The organism is Alloprevotella sp. (assembly GCF_057240785.1).
Window position 1 is genome coordinate 179,336 of record NZ_DBHHRH010000030.1, and the last position, 16,792, is coordinate 196,127.

Annotated in this window: 13 protein-coding genes; 10 read left to right on the plus strand and 3 right to left on the minus strand. The window is 47.5% G+C overall.

Translation table 11 applies throughout. From position 1 onward, the window contains the following. Positions 1-134 precede the first annotated feature (134 nt). From ACO4R2_RS07005 to ACO4R2_RS07035, 7 genes are all read left to right on the plus strand, one after another. Positions 135-815, plus strand: coding sequence for a hypothetical protein (locus ACO4R2_RS07005; protein ID WP_484769698.1), 681 nt, complete (start codon positions 135-137; stop codon positions 813-815). Beyond that, positions 808-1,440 carry a leucine-rich repeat domain-containing protein gene (locus ACO4R2_RS07010; RefSeq protein ID WP_484769699.1) on the plus strand — a complete coding sequence of 211 codons (633 nt, stop codon included), beginning with the start codon at positions 808-810 and terminating at the stop codon, positions 1,438-1,440. The genes ACO4R2_RS07005 and ACO4R2_RS07010 overlap by 8 nt, the downstream gene beginning before the upstream one ends. A 212-nt stretch (positions 1,441-1,652) precedes the next feature. Next, a complete protein-coding gene (locus ACO4R2_RS07015; RefSeq protein WP_484769700.1) occupies positions 1,653-1,895 on the plus strand; it encodes a hypothetical protein in 243 nt (80 codons plus the stop codon). Positions 1,896-2,189: 294 nt separating this feature from the next. After that, positions 2,190-3,230 (plus strand): Holliday junction branch migration DNA helicase RuvB, encoded by a 1,041-nt coding sequence (gene ruvB / locus ACO4R2_RS07020; protein ID WP_484769701.1) that lies wholly within the window; start codon positions 2,190-2,192, stop codon positions 3,228-3,230. A gap of 20 nt (positions 3,231-3,250) precedes the next feature. Continuing rightward, positions 3,251-3,673, plus strand: coding sequence for an rRNA maturation RNase YbeY (gene ybeY / locus ACO4R2_RS07025; protein WP_484769702.1), 423 nt, complete (start codon positions 3,251-3,253; stop codon positions 3,671-3,673). A gap of 204 nt (positions 3,674-3,877) precedes the next feature. Further along, positions 3,878-5,170 carry an inositol-3-phosphate synthase gene (locus ACO4R2_RS07030; protein WP_484769703.1) on the plus strand — a complete coding sequence of 431 codons (1,293 nt, stop codon included), beginning with the start codon at positions 3,878-3,880 and terminating at the stop codon, positions 5,168-5,170. Positions 5,171-5,383: 213 nt separating this feature from the next. Next, positions 5,384-7,948, plus strand: coding sequence for a DUF5686 and carboxypeptidase-like regulatory domain-containing protein (locus tag ACO4R2_RS07035; protein ID WP_484769717.1), 2,565 nt, complete (start codon positions 5,384-5,386; stop codon positions 7,946-7,948). A gap of 191 nt (positions 7,949-8,139) precedes the next feature. Here the strand turns inward: ACO4R2_RS07035 and ACO4R2_RS07040 are convergent, their stop codons facing one another. The 3 genes from ACO4R2_RS07040 to recO all read right to left on the minus strand — a co-directional run bounded on the left by ACO4R2_RS07040 (position 8,140) and on the right by recO (position 13,398). After that, the gene (locus tag ACO4R2_RS07040; RefSeq protein WP_484769704.1) at positions 8,140-9,969 is read right to left on the minus strand and encodes a choice-of-anchor J domain-containing protein; all 1,830 of its coding nucleotides are present in this window, start codon (positions 9,967-9,969) and stop codon (positions 8,140-8,142) included. Positions 9,970-10,119: 150 nt separating this feature from the next. Beyond that, positions 10,120-12,099 carry a leucine-rich repeat protein gene (locus ACO4R2_RS07045; RefSeq protein ID WP_484769705.1) on the minus strand — a complete coding sequence of 660 codons (1,980 nt, stop codon included), beginning with the start codon at positions 12,097-12,099 and terminating at the stop codon, positions 10,120-10,122. Between the two features lie 588 nt (positions 12,100-12,687). Next, positions 12,688-13,398 carry a DNA repair protein RecO gene (recO, locus tag ACO4R2_RS07050; protein ID WP_484769706.1) on the minus strand — a complete coding sequence of 237 codons (711 nt, stop codon included), beginning with the start codon at positions 13,396-13,398 and terminating at the stop codon, positions 12,688-12,690. Between the two features lie 420 nt (positions 13,399-13,818). Between recO and rpsT the strand changes: the two genes are divergently transcribed. The 3 genes from rpsT to ACO4R2_RS07065 all read left to right on the plus strand — a co-directional run bounded on the left by rpsT (position 13,819) and on the right by ACO4R2_RS07065 (position 16,743). Then, positions 13,819-14,073, plus strand: a complete 255-nt coding sequence (gene rpsT, locus ACO4R2_RS07055; protein ID WP_009347704.1) for a 30S ribosomal protein S20 — start codon at positions 13,819-13,821, stop codon at positions 14,071-14,073. 188 nt (positions 14,074-14,261) lie between these two features. Beyond that, on the plus strand, positions 14,262-15,125 hold the full coding sequence (locus ACO4R2_RS07060) for a serine O-acetyltransferase (RefSeq protein WP_347719629.1): 864 nt from the start codon (positions 14,262-14,264) through the stop codon (positions 15,123-15,125). Between the two features lie 76 nt (positions 15,126-15,201). Then, positions 15,202-16,743, plus strand: a complete 1,542-nt coding sequence (locus ACO4R2_RS07065) for a THUMP domain-containing class I SAM-dependent RNA methyltransferase (RefSeq protein ID WP_484769707.1) — start codon at positions 15,202-15,204, stop codon at positions 16,741-16,743. Positions 16,744-16,792 lie beyond the last annotated feature (49 nt).

Below are 16,792 nucleotides of genomic sequence, written 5' to 3' on the forward strand. Positions count from 1 at the left end.
AAAAAATGGGGAATGGTCTAAAACAGAAAAGGAAACGTTTGATGACAGAGAGCATGAATACATAAAGAAGTACAACCAAGGTGTGTTTAACAATGCCATGAACCAATAGGGAGTACTATACTAATTTTTTATTTATGAAACACTTTCTTCCCGCCCTCGCTCTCGCGACCCTGTGTTTGGGGCTGAGTAGCACGACCGTGAGCGAACAACATCCCAAACTCAAAGCCCTCTACGAAAAGCCTTGGGGCAGTCAGATCGACTATGTCGACCTCTCCAACGACGGTCTCACGGAGGTACCACACCTCTCGATGTACGACATCAAAAACCTCAACCTCTCTCACAATCAAATCAAGGAGGTGGCTTTCCGCCGCCTGCCACATGGCGTTGAGCGTCTCAACTTCTCCCACAACCAACTGGCTGACACCCTCTACTGGGACGCTATCTTCACGCCCCAACTGCGCACCCTCTCGCTGGCCAACAATGCACTGACGCTCTTTGTGCCCATCATCGCAAATATGGACACGGTGGACTTATCCAACAACCAGTTGCGCCACATCGTGGACATCGTGCCTTGGGGCGGTGGTCACGGCCCTTTTCTGCTCGCCCCTACAGCGTGGAAATACTTGGACGTCAGGGGCAATCCCAACCTCTCCGCCCGAATCCTCTGCTTCGGCAAGAGCTATCGGCCCAAACACCTCAAAGACATTGCGCACGACGCTGTGGGATCGAGCAAGGGCTGGATTTACGACGTAGAAGCAGGAATGGCTTTGGCCAAACAATTAGGTATCACCGAAAGATGTGCACGCAATGATTAAGAAACGACTCCTCGGCTTTATGAGCTTCTGCGTGGGCATTGCCATGGCATGCTCCACGTCTCTCGCTTCGGGCAGCACCACGCCCACAGATGTAGACCGCGTGAAGGGCCTTCAAGCCCTCTATCAGCTCCCGGCAGGAACGCATGTGCGCCACTGCGACCTCTCTCATAGCAGGCTCACGAAGATGCCCAACCTCTCGATGTACACCATCGATACCCTCGACCTTTCGCACAATGCGCTGCAAGAGATTGCCGAACTGCAATTCCCCGAAGACGTCGTGGTCTTAGACCTCTCGTACAATCAGATTGGGGCGAAGGAGAAGGAGGCGGAGGTGCGGTTCCACAACGAGATCTTCCCTCGGCTCACAACCTTGGACATTTCTCACAACAAGATCTTCAGCCTCCTCTATCCCTTGAGGTTGCAGCATCTGAACGTCTCGCACAACGTCCTGAGATACTTGAGGGTCAATGCGACGAGCTGGCAGAACAATCTCCAGTCGCTCGACATCTCACACAACTGGCACTTCGATGGCCTCTTCTACTACGACTTCAAGCTCATCCCCACCCTTAAGCGCGACTCCTGCGCCCAAGGCCGCGAGTTTGTGTTCGTGAAAGATCTGATGTAACACTTATTCATGAGAGGGGTGCTCATTAAATGTATACTAATTATATCTTGCTCCCAAAGAGTTGCGACCCATCGAGAAAAACAAGAGGCCTACATTAAGGTTTAGCAAGGACTGAATACATCCTATAAAGGCGTTTCCGCTTAAATATAATATCTAATTCACTTCTACCTACACTAAGGGAAACCCCTTAGTGTAGAATAGATAAAAGCTCTATGCCTAACCGTAGCGAAGAAGTACAAGACATCATTGAACGTATGCCAACGAGATGGTGTATGTGGGTGGCCTTAATAATCGCACACCGCCTAAGCACCATTCGTCATGCTGGTCAGATTGTGGTGATGCATCAAGGAGAGATTGCAGAAATAGGCACGCATAAAGAGTTGATGCAACGAAGAGGATACTATGCTGAATTAGTGGCTTCTCAGGCAGATAAACTTGAACAGAGCCGTTCGTAAATATCCTTATTGTGTCAGCTGACGCAATAAGGATGTCAGCTGACAGCCTTATTGTATTTTCAAACGCAATAAGGATATTTTTGGACTCCTTTATTGTGTTTAAAATCAAAGTGTTATGAGGCGTATTTCCCCTTAAAGTGGTGATGGATAGCTACCGTTTTCTGATTTTTAGTTCAGATGAAAAGTGGAGCATACACGCCATGGAGCTGGTTCTGCTTCTCCTATTTCTGCCCATTCTTTTGTGCTGGTTGAATAAAACTGATTATCATAAGAATTTCGTACCTTTGCGGCATAATGGGACAAGATACATTTGACATCAGGTCGGAGCAGATGGCCCCGACATCCTCGGAGCGAGAGTTTGAGAAAGCCCTGCGCCCACTACAGTTTGATGATTTCAGCGGTCAGCAAAAGGTGGTGGAGAATCTGCGGGTTTTCGTTGAGGCGGCAAAGTACCGCGGCGAACCTCTCGACCATTCTCTGTTGCACGGCCCTCCCGGATTGGGAAAAACAACGCTCGCCAATATCATTGCCAACGAGTTGGGCGTGGGTTTCAAGCTCACCAGTGGCCCCGTCCTCGATAAACCCGGTGATTTGGCAGGTTTGCTCACCAGTTTAGAGCCTAACGACGTGCTTTTTATCGATGAAATCCATCGTCTGCAACCTGTAGTGGAGGAATATCTCTATTCCGCCATGGAGGACTATCGCATAGATATTATGATAGATCGAGGTCCGGCAGCTCGCAGTATTCAGATAGACCTCAATCCTTTCACTCTCATTGGTGCCACCACGCGTAGTGGTCTTTTGACAGCTCCCTTGCGCGCCCGTTTTGGTATCAACCTCCATTTTGAATACTACGACAGCGAGACATTGCAGCGTATCATAGAGCGTTCCTCTTCTATCCTCAATGTCCCCATCACAGCCGAAGCAGCTGAAGAAATAGCTGGGCGCAGTCGTGGAACGCCGCGAATTGCCAACGCTCTTTTGCGTCGCGTGCGCGACTTTGCGCAAGTGAAGGGTAATGGGCGCATAGATTTGGACATTGCTAAGTTCTCCCTCGAAGCCCTAAATATCGACAAATACGGCTTGGATGAGATCGATAATAAGATACTCCTCACCATCATTGATAAGTTCAAGGGTGGCCCTGTGGGTATCAGCACGATAGCCACAGCCATTGGCGAAGATGCCGGAACGGTGGAGGAAGTCTACGAACCTTTCCTCATCAAGGAAGGCTTTATCCACCGCACCCCTCGTGGGCGCGAAGTGACCGAACAAGCCTATCAGCATTTGGGCCGTTCCATCTATACGGGTGGGCCGCAGGAGCAGAGTTTGTTTTGAGAACGTATATATTTTGAACAATGATAACATACAATACAATCAACGTTGCGATGCCGAAGATTCGCCGCCGTGACAATTCGGCATGGGTCAAACGCGTGGCGGCTTCTTATGGGCGCAAGGTGGGCGATGTGGCCTATATCTTTTGCGATGATGAAGAAATCCTAAGGGTTAATCGTCAGTATCTCCAGCACGATTATTATACAGACATAATTACCTTTGATTACGACGAAGACGACGTGATCAGTGGCGACCTTTTCATATCTCTCGACACAGTTCGTACGAATGCCGAGCAGTTGGGACTCCCTTATGAGCAAGAGCTCAATCGTGTTATCATCCACGGTATTCTTCATCTTTGTGGCATCAACGATAAAGGACTGGGTGAGCGCGAAATCATGGAAGCTGCCGAAAATAAGGCGTTGGCCATACGGGAGACTCGCGCGTGAAAACCGCCTTTTCTTCGCTATCCCCCAGATAGATTGTTCTTTTTGGGTAGAACTCTGTTCTTTCTTTCCCAAAATGTGCTAAAAAAAAGAGGTATGGGAATGTATATAGAAACTTTTGTTACTTTTGTGGTTTCGTTATACAGCGTGTGATATATGTATTGTCACACGTCACCTATACAGTCATTTCTAAAATAAGTCTTATATATGAAACCAGCAGAAGGAAAATTAGGCGTAATGGTTGTCGGTCTCGGTGCCGTAACCACAACTTTTATGACGGGCGTCCTGATGGCGCGCAAAGGCCTAGCAAAGCCCGTTGGTTCAATGACGCAATACGACAAGATTCGTGTGGGTCGAGGAGAGAATAAGAAATACCTCCACTATTCCGATATCATATCGTTGGCAAGTCTTGACGATCTCGTTTTTGGCAGTTGGGATGTATATCCCGAAAATGCTTACGAATCGGCCCTTCATGCACAAGTGTTGAACGAACGCGACATAGAACCAGTGGCAGAAGAGCTCAAGGCCATTGTTCCCCTCAAAGCTGCGTTCGATCGCAACTTCGCCAGTCGTCTGGATGGAACAAATGTGAAAGGTTGCAGCACTCGCTGGGAAATGGTTGAAGCTTTGCGCCAAGACATCCGCGACTTCAAAGCGCGCACAGGTTGCAACCGTGTCGTTGTGATATGGGCCGCCTCCACTGAAATATATGTGCCCGTGGATACAGCCGTTCACGGCACGCTGGCAGCTCTCGAAACTGCGATGAAAGCCGACGACCGCCAGCGCATAGCCCCTTCAATGTGCTACGCTTATGCAGCTCTGGCCGAACAGTGTCCCTTTATCATGGGCGCGCCCAATACTACGGTGGATATTCCTGCTATGTGGGAATTGGCCGAACAAACAAAGATGCCGATTGCAGGTAAAGACTTCAAAACAGGTCAGACCCTCGTGAAATCAGGTTTTGCTCCAATCATCGGCACACGTTGCTTGGGCTTGAGTGGCTGGTTCTCTACCAACATTTTGGGTAATCGCGACGGTCTTGTCCTTGATGAACCTGCCAACTTCCACACCAAGGAAGTCAGCAAACTCTCTACGCTGGAGAGTATCCTCGTACCAGAAGAGCAGCCCGACCTTTATACTGACTACTATCATAAGGTGCGCATCAACTACTACCCACCGCGCAACGACAACAAGGAAGGCTGGGATAATATAGATATCTTTGGCTGGATGGGCTACCCTATGCAAATCAAAATCAACTTCCTTTGCCGCGACTCCATCCTGGCTGCGCCGCTGGTTCTCGACCTCGTGTTACTCTCCGATGCCGCTGCGCGCGCTGGCCGCTTTGGCACACAACGTTTCTTGAGCTTCTTCCTCAAGAGCCCCATGCACGACTACACGCAGAATGAAGTACCTATCAATCATCTCTTCCAGCAGTATGTCATGCTAAAGAACGCCATCCGCGAAATGGGTGGATATGAAGCCGACGAAGAAATAGATTAGTCCTGTCTTTTTTCCCTCGTGGTCGAAGACAGCTTCGATGTGTTCGTTTGCGAGAGTAACGACACGATATTTTTCCTAATGTGACCTTAGCATTTGGCGCACCAAGGGCCAACAGCATTAAAGATGTTGCTGAGCAACCGTGGTTCGTCAAATGCTATCTTTCTTTTATAAACGTATAGTAAGTTGAAAAGATTCTCTACCTTTCTCCTCCTGATGTTTTTAGTACTGACCGCTGTGGCTCAGACTATCAGTGGTACAGTTACGGATGCACAGACGGGCGAAAAGCTCCCGTTTGTCAATGTCTATTTCGATAAAAACCACGGAACGCAAACAAACTTCAACGGCCATTACTCTGTGGCGCACAGTGGTAACAAGCTCACGTTCTCCATGGTGGGCTACAAAACGCGCGTTCTGAAGGTGAAAGCGGGCGAGACTCTTGATGTGAAGCTTGAAGCGCGGGAAGATGGAATGCTTGGAGAGGCTACGGTGACAGGAACAAAGCAGCGCTACAACCGCAAGAATAATCCAGCCGTTGAGCTCATGCGGAAAGTCATCGCTGCCAAGAAGCAGAACGACCTCAAGCGGCATCCATTCTACAGCATCGATAAGTATTCAAAAACCATCTTTGCTTTCAACGATGTCACAGATAAGGTCCTTCAAGAAGGGAAGTTCAAGAAGTTTCCTTTTCTCAAAGACCATATCGAAACCAATAATGAAACCGGCAAACTCATCTTGCCCATCAATGTCGACGAAACGGTGTCGCAAGAAATCTTCCGGCAATCGCCGCGTTCCGACAAGACGATAATCAAAGGCAAACGCTCAACGGGGTTGAACGATCTCTTTTATACTGGCGACATTTTTACTACTGTCATTCAGGACTGCTTCACCGATGTGAATATCTATGAAGACGACGTCCGTTTGCTCCAGTATCCGTTCACCAGTCCCATATCTTCAAAGACGGCCATCTCTTTCTACCGCTATTTTTTAGTAGATACAGTGATGGTAGACTCTGTCAAAACCATTCACGTCAACTTCACGCCGAACAATCCGCAGGACTTCGGCTTCAGCGGCTCCCTCTTCATTGCCACCGACTCCTCTTACCGCGTCGTCAAGTGCGACCTGGGTATTCCTGGTCGCAGCGATGTCAACTACGTAGAGAACATGCGCATCATTCAGCAGTTCCAACAGTTGCCCACAGGGGAGCAAGTCCTCGTTCGAGATGATATGCTCGTTGAACTAAAAGTTGTAAACTTCTTCCAGAAGTTCATGGTGAAGCGTCTGACAGAGTACAGCAATTTCTCCTTTGAACCAATTCCCGAAAAGACTTTTAAGTTTCGTGGCGACACGCAGTTGGCCGCCGATGCCTTGATGCAGGATGATGCCTTTTGGGACAAATACCGCAGCGACCCGCTCACGGAATCGGAGGGGAAGATGGAGCAACTCGTCACGCAGTTGAGCCAGGTCAAAGGCTTTAAGCCCGTGTTGTGGGTGGCAAAGGCGTTTATCGAAAACTTTGTGGAAACCACCACCGACCCAAAGAAAGGTTCAAAAGTAGATATTGGCCCTATCAATACCATTTTTAGCCAGAACTTTGTCAATGGTTTCCGCCTCCGCGGATCAGCCCAAACCACGGCTTTCCTCAATAAGCACCTCTTTCTGAAAGGCTATGCAGCTTACGGCTTTAAGGACCGTCGCATTATGGGCTCTGGAGAGGTCACTTATAGCTTCCTACCCAAGGCCTACCTGCCGCGAGAGTTTCCTGTGAGCAACCTGTCGCTCAACTACACGAACGACGTGATGTCGCCCTCAGATAAATTCTTGCCCACAGATAAGGACAACGTTTTCACCTCCTTCAAATGGACGAAGGTGAACCACATGATGTACTTCAGCCGCTGGACGCTGGCCTTCGATCGGGAGTGGGAGAACAACCTGCGCTTCAAAGTGCAGCTTCGCCACGAGGTGGACGAGCCCACGGCCGCACTTTTCTATCAGCCCCTCAATGGTGCTACTGCGCCCTCTTTGGGTGGGAATTGGCAGAAGAAACTCACCACGCTCGATGCTACGCTGAGTTTTATCTACAGTCCAGGTGCCAAATGGGTCAATACTAAGCAACGTCGCTATGCGCCCAGTCTCGATTTCCCCATCTTTAGCATCAGCCACACCATGGGCTTTAAGAATCTCCTCGGAGGAGATTACGCTTACAATTTCACGGAAGCCAGCATCTACAAACGCTTTTGGCTCCATTCGTGGGGGAAAATCGACACGCGCCTTTCAGCGGGCGTTCAATGGAATAAAGTGCCTTATCCCTTGCTCATTATGCCCGCTGCCAATCTCTCTTATATCTCGCAGGACGAGATGTTTAGTTTGATCGACAATATGGAATTCCTCAACGACCGTTATGCTTCGCTTTTCGCCTCTTGGGATCTCAACGGAAAGCTCTTTAATCGCATTCCATTGCTCAAAAAACTCAAATGGCGCGAAAGCTTTGGCTGCAACGTTCTTTGGGGCGATTTGACCGACAAGAATAATCCGTTACTTGCCAAGAATGCTGCCGATGCGCGCCTCTTTTATTTCCCTGGCGAGTTCCAAGCCGACGGCTCATTCCGTTATCTCTCCCGCGCGATGGATAAGAAAAAGCCCTATGTGGAACTTGTGGCTGGTATTCACAATATTTTCAAGATTTTCCACATCGAATATGTTCGCCGTGTCACGTATACGGAGAATCTCCCCACCAAGCGCAAATGGGGCATACGCGGAATGTTTCGCGTGACATTCTAAGGAAAAAGGAAGATAAAAAGAATAAGATTACGGAAAAAGTTTTCCCATTTATAATGAAATAGGAAATCTAACTTTCCAAGAAGACGACTCACAAAGATTACTTTATAAGCCTTTGTGAATCGTCTTTTATATATGTTCAGAGTTGAAATATAAGTATAGTTGTCTGTATACAGAGGAGAAATAACTATATGTTATCTATATATTTTCTTTCCTCCTATTATATATATGCCATGTTGAGCCTCGGAAGGAAAGACTCTAACACCGCTGATATTAAAAATAGGCTGTGAAGCATCAGTTGTGGGAGAGACAGTTGAAATACCTGTGGCTGAACCGTTCTTTTCTATACGAATATTATCAAGGAAAACTTTTGCTGCACCTACTCCGAAGTTTATATTGAAGAATAATTGAATATAATCTTCATTCTTGAGGCTAGTCAGGTCTACTATTGCCTGCTGCCAGTCGATAGTTGTGAACGACACTTCTTTTAAAATCTGTGTTAGTATTCCGTTTCTACCAATTCCTATAGAAAGTTTTGCCCCCTTACCGATATCTCCTTTATAGTAAAAAGACAGTGTGGGCACTTGTGCATCTGACAAGGAAATTTTTCCACTTTGGAGAGAAAGAGTATCGTTGGGGATGGTAGAGTACAAGTAGAAAGTCCCTCCATCGTTGTCTTGTGCATCGTTGGATGCAAGTATTTTTACTTTCTTACTCGATACATCTGCAGCCCAATAGCTGTTTTCTGTCTTTTGATTAGGAAGAGATTCTTTGAAAGGTAGTTCATAGGCCTTGCCAATAATGATTGTGTTGGTGTTGGCCTTCTGCCCTTTCCCTGCGATTGTCATGGGATAAATCTGATAAGCAACCTGCTTTTGTTTCCCTGCAGCATTAGTGAGAGGAATATTGAGTTCTGTCCCTTTATGATTTTCAGCTATTAATGTACGGTTGATACCATCTGAAGTTTCATAAATGGTGTATTTGACGGAGTCTGGATTGACATATTCTCCGTTCCATCCCTTGTTGCTGATAGTCCAGGATAAATGCGTATCGTTACCGACGTTTTCAGCCTTTGCTTGTTCGGGTGCAAGGGGAATATCAACGCCTATAAAAACTGTTGTGTTTGCAGAGAGTCCAGCTCCAAATGCGTTGTAAGCTATGACTGTATAGGTGTTTATACCATTTTCTGGGTGTTCGTCAGTGATACTATATGAAGCTCCTGGAGCAACGTTGGTTAGACGACTCACGAGGTGATTCTGTCCTCTCACGACTGTTATAGAATCCAGTTTTGTGAGAGGTGTTCCTGCTGTGGTTGTAGTCGGAGCCTTAAAGGAGATAAAGGAACGCAAATCTCCACCTTCAGCAGCAGTGGCTGTAAGAGAGGAAACTTCTTTTGGCGCACTGTCACTAGCTCCTTCTTTAATAGAAATGTCATCTATGTTGAGCGTCATTTTGTCGGGCTCGCTGATGCAATGAATCCCCAATCGATAAGTGCCAGTTGTCGGAACTTTGATGGTTTGAGTGTAGGTGTTAAAGTTGCTGCTTGCAACTGTAGTCTTCTGGAATAGAGGAATGATCATTGATGCTACGGTAGTATCTGTGCCTAGGAAAGATTCGAAGCATTCGGGAGTTTCATTATCGAAAGCTTTGGCCTTCAAAGAAAATTCATAATTCTTTCCTGCTTCAAGTTTAAATGGTGGAGTTATCAACCAATCATCGCCACTGTTGTCGTTGAACATATCTTCCATATATTCTGCCATTCCATTGGTGAAAGTCCAACTATTGTTGTCTTTGTTGCCATCTATGATTGTGTAGGATTCTGCTGCATCCTGACTATCGAAAGTTTCAAAGTAGGGTAGTGTTATCAGTGTGTTAGCTTTTTCTGAATTGTACTCCAACAGGTAGGAGGTAGTTGGTAGTAAGTGTTGTTTTGTGTTATTTACGACAGAGATTTCTGTCTGTGCCAATGTAAGGGTACTCAAGAATAAACTTGATAAAGTTAGGAGTATGGTTCTTTTCTTCATAAGTAATAAGAAATTTATGTGGAAAACTAAAAGCTTACGAGGCGTAATGTGCGAAATTAATTCTATAATGATTGTTCCTTATATACAACTCAGTTAATATAGAGGAGGGAAGCTCAACATTCTCTCTTTTCTTAATTATTATAGTACTTGTTACGGCAATTTTGGGGCTTGCCAGAAATATTGGTCATCGGAAGTGGTGCGGCCACCTCCTTTGTAGGTGACACCTTTTCCTACGAGGGTGATCACGTCTTGGTAGGAATTTTCTTCATTCTCAATCTCTGGCCGATTGGTGAGGTGCGACTGAATGGTATAAAGGTTCTTGGCCATATACCTATCAATGTATTCTTCCTTGGTTCGTTTCGACTTGTGATTCCAATTTGCATCCGGATTGAGCACCAGCGGGCGGCCATCAATGAGCCGTTCGCGCACTTCGCCAGGATGGAGCAATGTGCCGTTTTCGTCCGTCACATAAGCGGCAAAGCTGGGATCCATCCAAACCCACTTATTGAGAGTCTTGCTCCATACCATTACTATGACATGGCAATCGGGATCTCCTATTTCTTTACTTTCGCACGTGATGAAGCGAGCAGGGTAGCCAAGAGCCAGATAGCAGTCGGTTAGCATTTCTGCCAGAAACCGGCAGTTGTATCCGCGCTTGTTCTTCTGGGCGTGGCGAAAAAGGTCGAGCGCGTTATACTTGCATTGTGGCCAACTGGACGAACCATCGTGCGGGATAGCATCGTGGAGCCAATACATCACGCGCTTGATGCGACTGATCTCATCTCCGTTGCCAGCGATACTGTCCAGCTTGAGTTCTTCGCGCACCTTTTTTAGAATGGGAGAGTCGAACGCATAGGTAAAGGCCTGTTGCGTCTGTCCCGAACGTTCGTATTGTGGAGAAGTCTTGAGAATATAAATGTAGTCGCCAAATAGCCGTGACTTTTCTTTTAGGGCGTCAAAGTCTGGCTGGCCTGCAAAATCGTTAAAGATACTATCGCAAAGGAGACTATATAGTTTCCTCGGACTGCTTTCTAAGATGAGTTGTCCATATTTCAATAGTCCTGCTTTGTCGTGTAGGATAGCAGAGACAGTAAGTAAGTTCTTCAAGATGGCGGATGTAACAAAAGCTTGATATTCGCAGCGAAAGTCGGGGAAGGCCTCAAAGCTCTGCTGCAATTGTCGGAAAGCCTTGAAAGTTTCTTCTGTATAAGGTCCTTGTTCGGGGATTCCTTTCACCCATTCCGAGTTGCTTAAAAACACTTGGTTGGGGTGAGAAACATAGTTGTGAAAGTTGGGGAGATCAGCAATACTCGCGAAGGCTGTTGAAAGTACAGGGCCGTTGAAGGTGATTTGCTGAAGTGCGGGGCATTGGCTCAACCATTCTTTGCTCCCTCCTGTAGAAAGCACAGGGCCGTTGAAGACAATCTCCGTGAGTTTGGGAAGCTGTGAGAAAGTTTGCCAACCATCTATATGTCCCAATGTGCCATTGATTTCAATTTTGCGCAAGTTGCTACAATCTCGGATAGAGCCACCGCCGCTGATGAAGAGGACGCTGTTCATTCGCACTGTTTGTAGTTTTTCGCAACCTACGATGGCGTTTGAAGACAAGCTACCCAATGTTTTCGGAAAACAGATGTCCTCCAAATCCGAACAATCGGCAAAGGCATCTTCATTGATAGATACTTTTTCGGGTAGGACTACGCGGCGAATGCGGGCTTCGCGGAAAGCATTGGAATCGATCAAATGGAGTGTGCGCGGAAGGATAACTTCTCCCACCTTGCAGCGGTAAAAAGCCCATTGCGGCAGGATGGAGTCGGCCTTAATCTGATAATTGAAGAGAAATGTTTCAGTACTTTTATGCAACGTGGCTTCGCTGAGATCCAATCGCTGAAGTTTTCCGTCCACGGCAGTTGTATCGCGACTGATACCCATCAGCGAGCGGAGAAAATGCCAATCGGCACCATTGAGCGAGCCGCGGAGCGTTAGCTCTGTGAGCGACTTGCGAACTTTAGGCGGCAGTTGCTGTTCCAGCGTACCGGGTTGTTGCACATTTATTTTTACTTTTCGAGCCGAGGCCGTGAGGCTCATGGCAAGAGCCAGAAGCAGACCCCATGTTTTGAGCTGTGTCATAGTGTGTTTGTAGTTAGCTGATTTTTAGGAGTTATATTTCTTGTTGCCAAAGTTACAGACGATGCCTTTAATATGCAAATTTTAGGGACAAATAGACCTATCGTCTTCTGTCTTCGTGAAACTTTCGCCTGCTTTGTGCCCATTCGTGGGCAACATTTTCAGAAGAAGCGTTTCCTCCTACTTTGTCAAGGAAACTCTCATTCTACAGCCCTGAGAGTCGCGCGAAATCCAGCGCGAAGCCTTTCGGTGGAAGAAAGCGCAGAATAAAAAAATGAGCAGAATAAGGAAAAAGGAGGTTTTGCAGGGTATAGGCATGATTCCTATAAGGATATTCTCCAACGCAATAAGGCTGTCGGCCGACACAATAAGGAAGCCAACTGACGGAATAAGGAAAATGACGACTAAGAAGGAGGGAATCAGTATCAGAAGCCCACTTTTTCAGGATTTTCTCCCACAAAAGCAGCGATAGGCGGCTTCGGATGGTGAAGAAAAGCAGGGAAGCGGAGAAGAAGAAAGACTCTTTAACATCTCCTTGCGCAACTGTCACTGTCAAGAATAGTGACACGGAAGAAGGAGCAGGAAGAAGATCTACGCAAATACCTCCTGCAAAACTTTCAGCGATTTGAGTTCGGCAAAGTTAGGGATGTGCAGTTTGTAGTAATTATTCATGAAGCGGAGCAACTGCGAGCGTTGTTCGCCCGAAAGTTTGAAGAGGTGCATCGTAGCCAGATTCATGCGCATCAACGTAGGTAGCAGTTGCGCCTCTTCGGGCAAGAGCACGTTGGGATGCAGCGGGCGCACCGTTGTGAATGTTCCGCTCTCGAGGTCGAAGTAGCAGTTGGGTGACGGCGCCTCCAGATTGGGTTCGAAACCAAAGAAGCGCGCCAAGTGGAGTAGGAAAACAAGGTGGAAGTTAGCAAACGACTCTCGGCAAGTGTCCAACCATTCTATGCTGTTCCAAACATACTCGAAAAGCAGTGGCGATGCCGGTTCGCTCCGCATAGTGACGCGGAGAAATTCGGCTAAGAAAAGCGCCATTGTCGTCTTTGCCGGCTCGTAGGGGATAGTCAGCAGCGGCAGCGGTTGTGCAGCCGTGAGGCGTTTTAGCTTGTGTGTGGGTCGGTCGTCATAGTCCACATCGAGCCGTGTCAGCGGCTGAAACCACGCCGTCCGAATCTTTGCCCGTTTGGAAGTATTGATGCGTTGCATAAAGGAAAGGCAACCGTCCTTTTCCGTGAGCAGTTCAACGATGAGGTCTTTATCGGAATATTTGATAGTATTGAGTACGATGGCATGCATAGAGGAAGGGAGTGTGAGATTATTGAGAGGGCCACTTTGCTAAGGAGAGAGATTCTCAGAGCGGTCTGGTAGGTCCGTTAAGTTTGAGCGTTGAGCAATGAGAGCTGCGGACAGGTCCTTTTCTGTTTTCGAGACAAAAATACAAAGAAACTGTTAGGTAAGAGTAGCGAAAAAGAGTGTAAAAGGATGGGAGAAAGAAAAATTTTGAAAAAAGTAGGAGAAATGTTTGGTGGTTTCAAAACTTTGCCCTACTTTTGCACTCGCAATTAAGCCGCGGGGCATTCGACAACAGTCGGGAGCGCTTGAAAGGCAAACGTTGCAAGGCAGGCCTATTCGTCTATCGGTTAGGACGAGAGATTTTCATTCTCTAAAGAGCAGTTCGACTCTGCTATAGGCTACAATTAAAAGAATAATATAAAAATGGCAAACCACAAATCATCTGTTAAGAGAATTCGTCAGACGGCGACTCGCAGATTGCACAACCGCTATTACGCTAAGACAATGCGTAATGCTGTTCGCAAGCTTCGCGCTACGACGGATAAAGCAGCTGCTACAGAACTTCTGCCGAAAGTACAGAAGATGCTGGACAAGCTTGCTAAGCGTAACATTATTCACAAGAAAAAAGCTGCCAACCTTAAGAGTGGCATTGCTAAACACGTGAATGCATTGGCATAAGCAACTTACGCACATAAGATAAACAAGGCTGAATCTCAATGAGGTTCAGCTTTTTTGTTTCTATATCTTTCGAGATTCAAAATTTCATTATCTTTGCAATAGTTTAATTAACTACGATCAAATCTACATTGGATAATTTTACTGAACAGTTTCAGCAAACTGTGGCGCGCCTTGCAGATGTGGGTCAGATGAAAGGTCTCTTTCATCAGCATCGGCATGGCGATCCGCTTCCCAGTACTCCCGCTCTTCAGGAAATCATAGACCTCTGCCGAGGTGTGCTTTTTCCTGGTTATTACGGTCGTTCAACGATCAATCGCGATACGGTGAAATATGGCATTGGCGTGGATATGGAGCGACTCTATAATCTGCTTGTCGAACAAATTGAAGCAGGTCTTTGTTTCTGTTCAGACCGCACGCACCATGATTGTTGCGATGGCGACCTCCACGAACACGCGCGCGATATTGCTCAGCGCGTTGTGCTGCGCCTCCCCGAGGTGCGCGATGTGTTGGCCACTGATGTTGAGGCCGCCTATCTTGGCGACCCCGCCGCGCAGAACTGGGGCGAAGTAATCAGTTGTTATCCAGCCGTAAAAGCACTCACTATCTACCGCATCGCCCATGAATTGGAGGTTTTGAATGTGCCACTCATTCCGCGCATCATGACAGAACTTGCCCATTCCGAGACAGGCATTGATATTCATCCCGCCGCGCAGATTGGCCGCTATTTCACCATCGACCACGGTACGGGTGTTGTCATCGGTGCTACTTGTATCATTGGCTCGCATGTGAAACTTTATCAAGGAGTCACGCTGGGCGCACGGAGTTTTAAGCTCGACGAAGAAGGAAATCCTATCAAGAATGTGGCCCGCCACCCTGTGTTGGAAGACGATGTAATTGTGTATTCCAACGCCACCATACTGGGGCGGATACGTATCGGCAAAGGGGCTGTGATTGGCGGTAACCTCTGGATAACGCACGATGTGGAACCGGGCGCTGTGATGAAGCAAACGCGCGGTACGTCGGCACCTGATTCGATGGCTCTTTATATCTGAGCGCAATAAAAAAGTTTTTTCAATCAATAAAATACATACACTTACGCTTCTAACCTCCAACAGCGAGGCTGACTTTATGGAAGAATTCGAACTCATTGCCAAAACCTTTCAAGGACTGGAAGAAGTATTGGCTCAAGAACTCACCGAACTCGGTGCTAACGACATACAGATTGGTCGTCGTATGGTGTCGTTTTCTGGAAACAAGGAAATGCTCTATCGAGCAAACTTCTGCCTTCGCACAGCTATCCGAGTGCTCAAACCTATCAAGCATTTCAAGGCTCTCGATGCAGAAGCTGTCTACGAGGCCGTGAAGTCCATCGAATGGGCTAACTATCTCGATTTGAACACTACTTTTGCCGTCGATTCGGTGGTCTATTCTCAGGAGTTCCGCAACTCCAAGTTTGTTGCTTATAAGGTGAAGGACGCCATTGTGGACTATTTTCGCGAGAAAGAGGGAAAACGTCCGAACATTAGTGTGACAAATCCCGACATCAAGCTGAATATGCACATCGCTGAAGACCAATGTACGCTCTCGCTCGATGCGAGCGGCGAGAGTCTTCACCTGCGTGGCTATCGTGTGGCTTCTTGTGATGCTCCGATCAATGAAGTGTTGGCTGCCGGTCTCATTAAATTGAGTGGATGGGATATGGAAAGCGACCTGATCGACCCTTTCTGCGGTTCGGGCACTATAGCTATCGAAGCCGCTCTCATGGCGCGCAATATCTATCCCGGTATCTTCCGTAAGAGTTTCGGCTTCGAGAAATGGAAAGACTTTGACCGCGATTTGCTCGATCGTATATATAACGACGACTCGGCTGAACGTGAATTCAACCATAAGATTTACGCCTACGACATCAATCGTCCTACTCTCGAAGGGGCTATGGCCAATGCCAAACAAGCTGGTGTGAGCGATGTGGTAGAGTTCTCCCAGCAGGACTTCCGTAAGTTTACCCAACCGGAGAATAAAGCCATCATTGTGACCAACCCGCCTTATGGTGAGCGTTTGCAACCGGCCGATATTTTAGGACTGTACAAAGCCATCGGCGAACGCCTCAAGCATGAGTTCAAAGGTAACGAAGCGTGGATTATCAGTAGCAAACAGGAACTTTTCGATAGTATCGGATTGCGTCCCAGTACGAAGATTCAGCTCTACAACGGTTCGCTGGATTGCGAGTTTCGCAAATATCAAATGTTTGACGGGAAAATCGAAAACTTCCGCGCTGCCGGCGGAGAACTAAAAACCTCGGAGGATCGCCAACGCAATGCTGAGCGCCGAAAAGGACGCCAGTTCCGCGAGGATTTCCACCGCCGTTTCGATGACGACAGCCGCGAACAGACCGAAGAAGACCGCGAGTTTATGCAGTTGCGTAACAAGCACCGCGAATTTGAACGTGTCTACGGCCGCAAACACCGCGGAGAAGACGGAGAAAACGATCGCCCGCGCCGCAACTTTGGCGAGCGCAAAGGTGGCAAGTTCGGCGAGCGCAACAACTTCGGCGAGCGCAAAGGCGGACGCTTCAACGACCACAACGAACAAGGAGATCGCCCCAAAGGCAAAGGAGGCAAGAGCTTCGGCGGCCGTAAGAACTTCGATCGTCATTCGCATGGCGACAGATAAGAAGTGATATTAAGACTATATATAAAGGAATGATGTAGGCGTTCTTTTC

What these genes read in the sequence shown, in the direction of transcription:
- ACO4R2_RS07040 (WP_484769704.1), bottom strand. Translation starts at nt 9,969, where the DNA reads ATGAAGAAAAGAACCATACTCCTAACTTTATCAAGTTTATTCTTGAGT.
- ACO4R2_RS07035 (WP_484769717.1), top strand. Translation starts at nt 5,384, where the DNA reads ATGTTTTTAGTACTGACCGCTGTGGCTCAGACTATCAGTGGTACAGTT.
- ybeY (WP_484769702.1), top strand. Translation starts at nt 3,251, where the DNA reads ATGATAACATACAATACAATCAACGTTGCGATGCCGAAGATTCGCCGC.
- ACO4R2_RS07045 (WP_484769705.1), bottom strand. Translation starts at nt 12,099, where the DNA reads ATGACACAGCTCAAAACATGGGGTCTGCTTCTGGCTCTTGCCATGAGC.
- ACO4R2_RS07065 (WP_484769707.1), top strand. Translation starts at nt 15,202, where the DNA reads ATGGAAGAATTCGAACTCATTGCCAAAACCTTTCAAGGACTGGAAGAA.
- ruvB (WP_484769701.1), top strand. Translation starts at nt 2,190, where the DNA reads ATGGGACAAGATACATTTGACATCAGGTCGGAGCAGATGGCCCCGACA.
- rpsT (WP_009347704.1), top strand. Translation starts at nt 13,819, where the DNA reads ATGGCAAACCACAAATCATCTGTTAAGAGAATTCGTCAGACGGCGACT.
- ACO4R2_RS07010 (WP_484769699.1), top strand. Translation starts at nt 808, where the DNA reads ATGATTAAGAAACGACTCCTCGGCTTTATGAGCTTCTGCGTGGGCATT.
- ACO4R2_RS07060 (WP_347719629.1), top strand. Translation starts at nt 14,262, where the DNA reads ATGAAAGGTCTCTTTCATCAGCATCGGCATGGCGATCCGCTTCCCAGT.
- ACO4R2_RS07030 (WP_484769703.1), top strand. Translation starts at nt 3,878, where the DNA reads ATGAAACCAGCAGAAGGAAAATTAGGCGTAATGGTTGTCGGTCTCGGT.
- ACO4R2_RS07015 (WP_484769700.1), top strand. Translation starts at nt 1,653, where the DNA reads ATGCCTAACCGTAGCGAAGAAGTACAAGACATCATTGAACGTATGCCA.
- ACO4R2_RS07005 (WP_484769698.1), top strand. Translation starts at nt 135, where the DNA reads ATGAAACACTTTCTTCCCGCCCTCGCTCTCGCGACCCTGTGTTTGGGG.
- recO (WP_484769706.1), bottom strand. Translation starts at nt 13,398, where the DNA reads ATGCATGCCATCGTACTCAATACTATCAAATATTCCGATAAAGACCTC.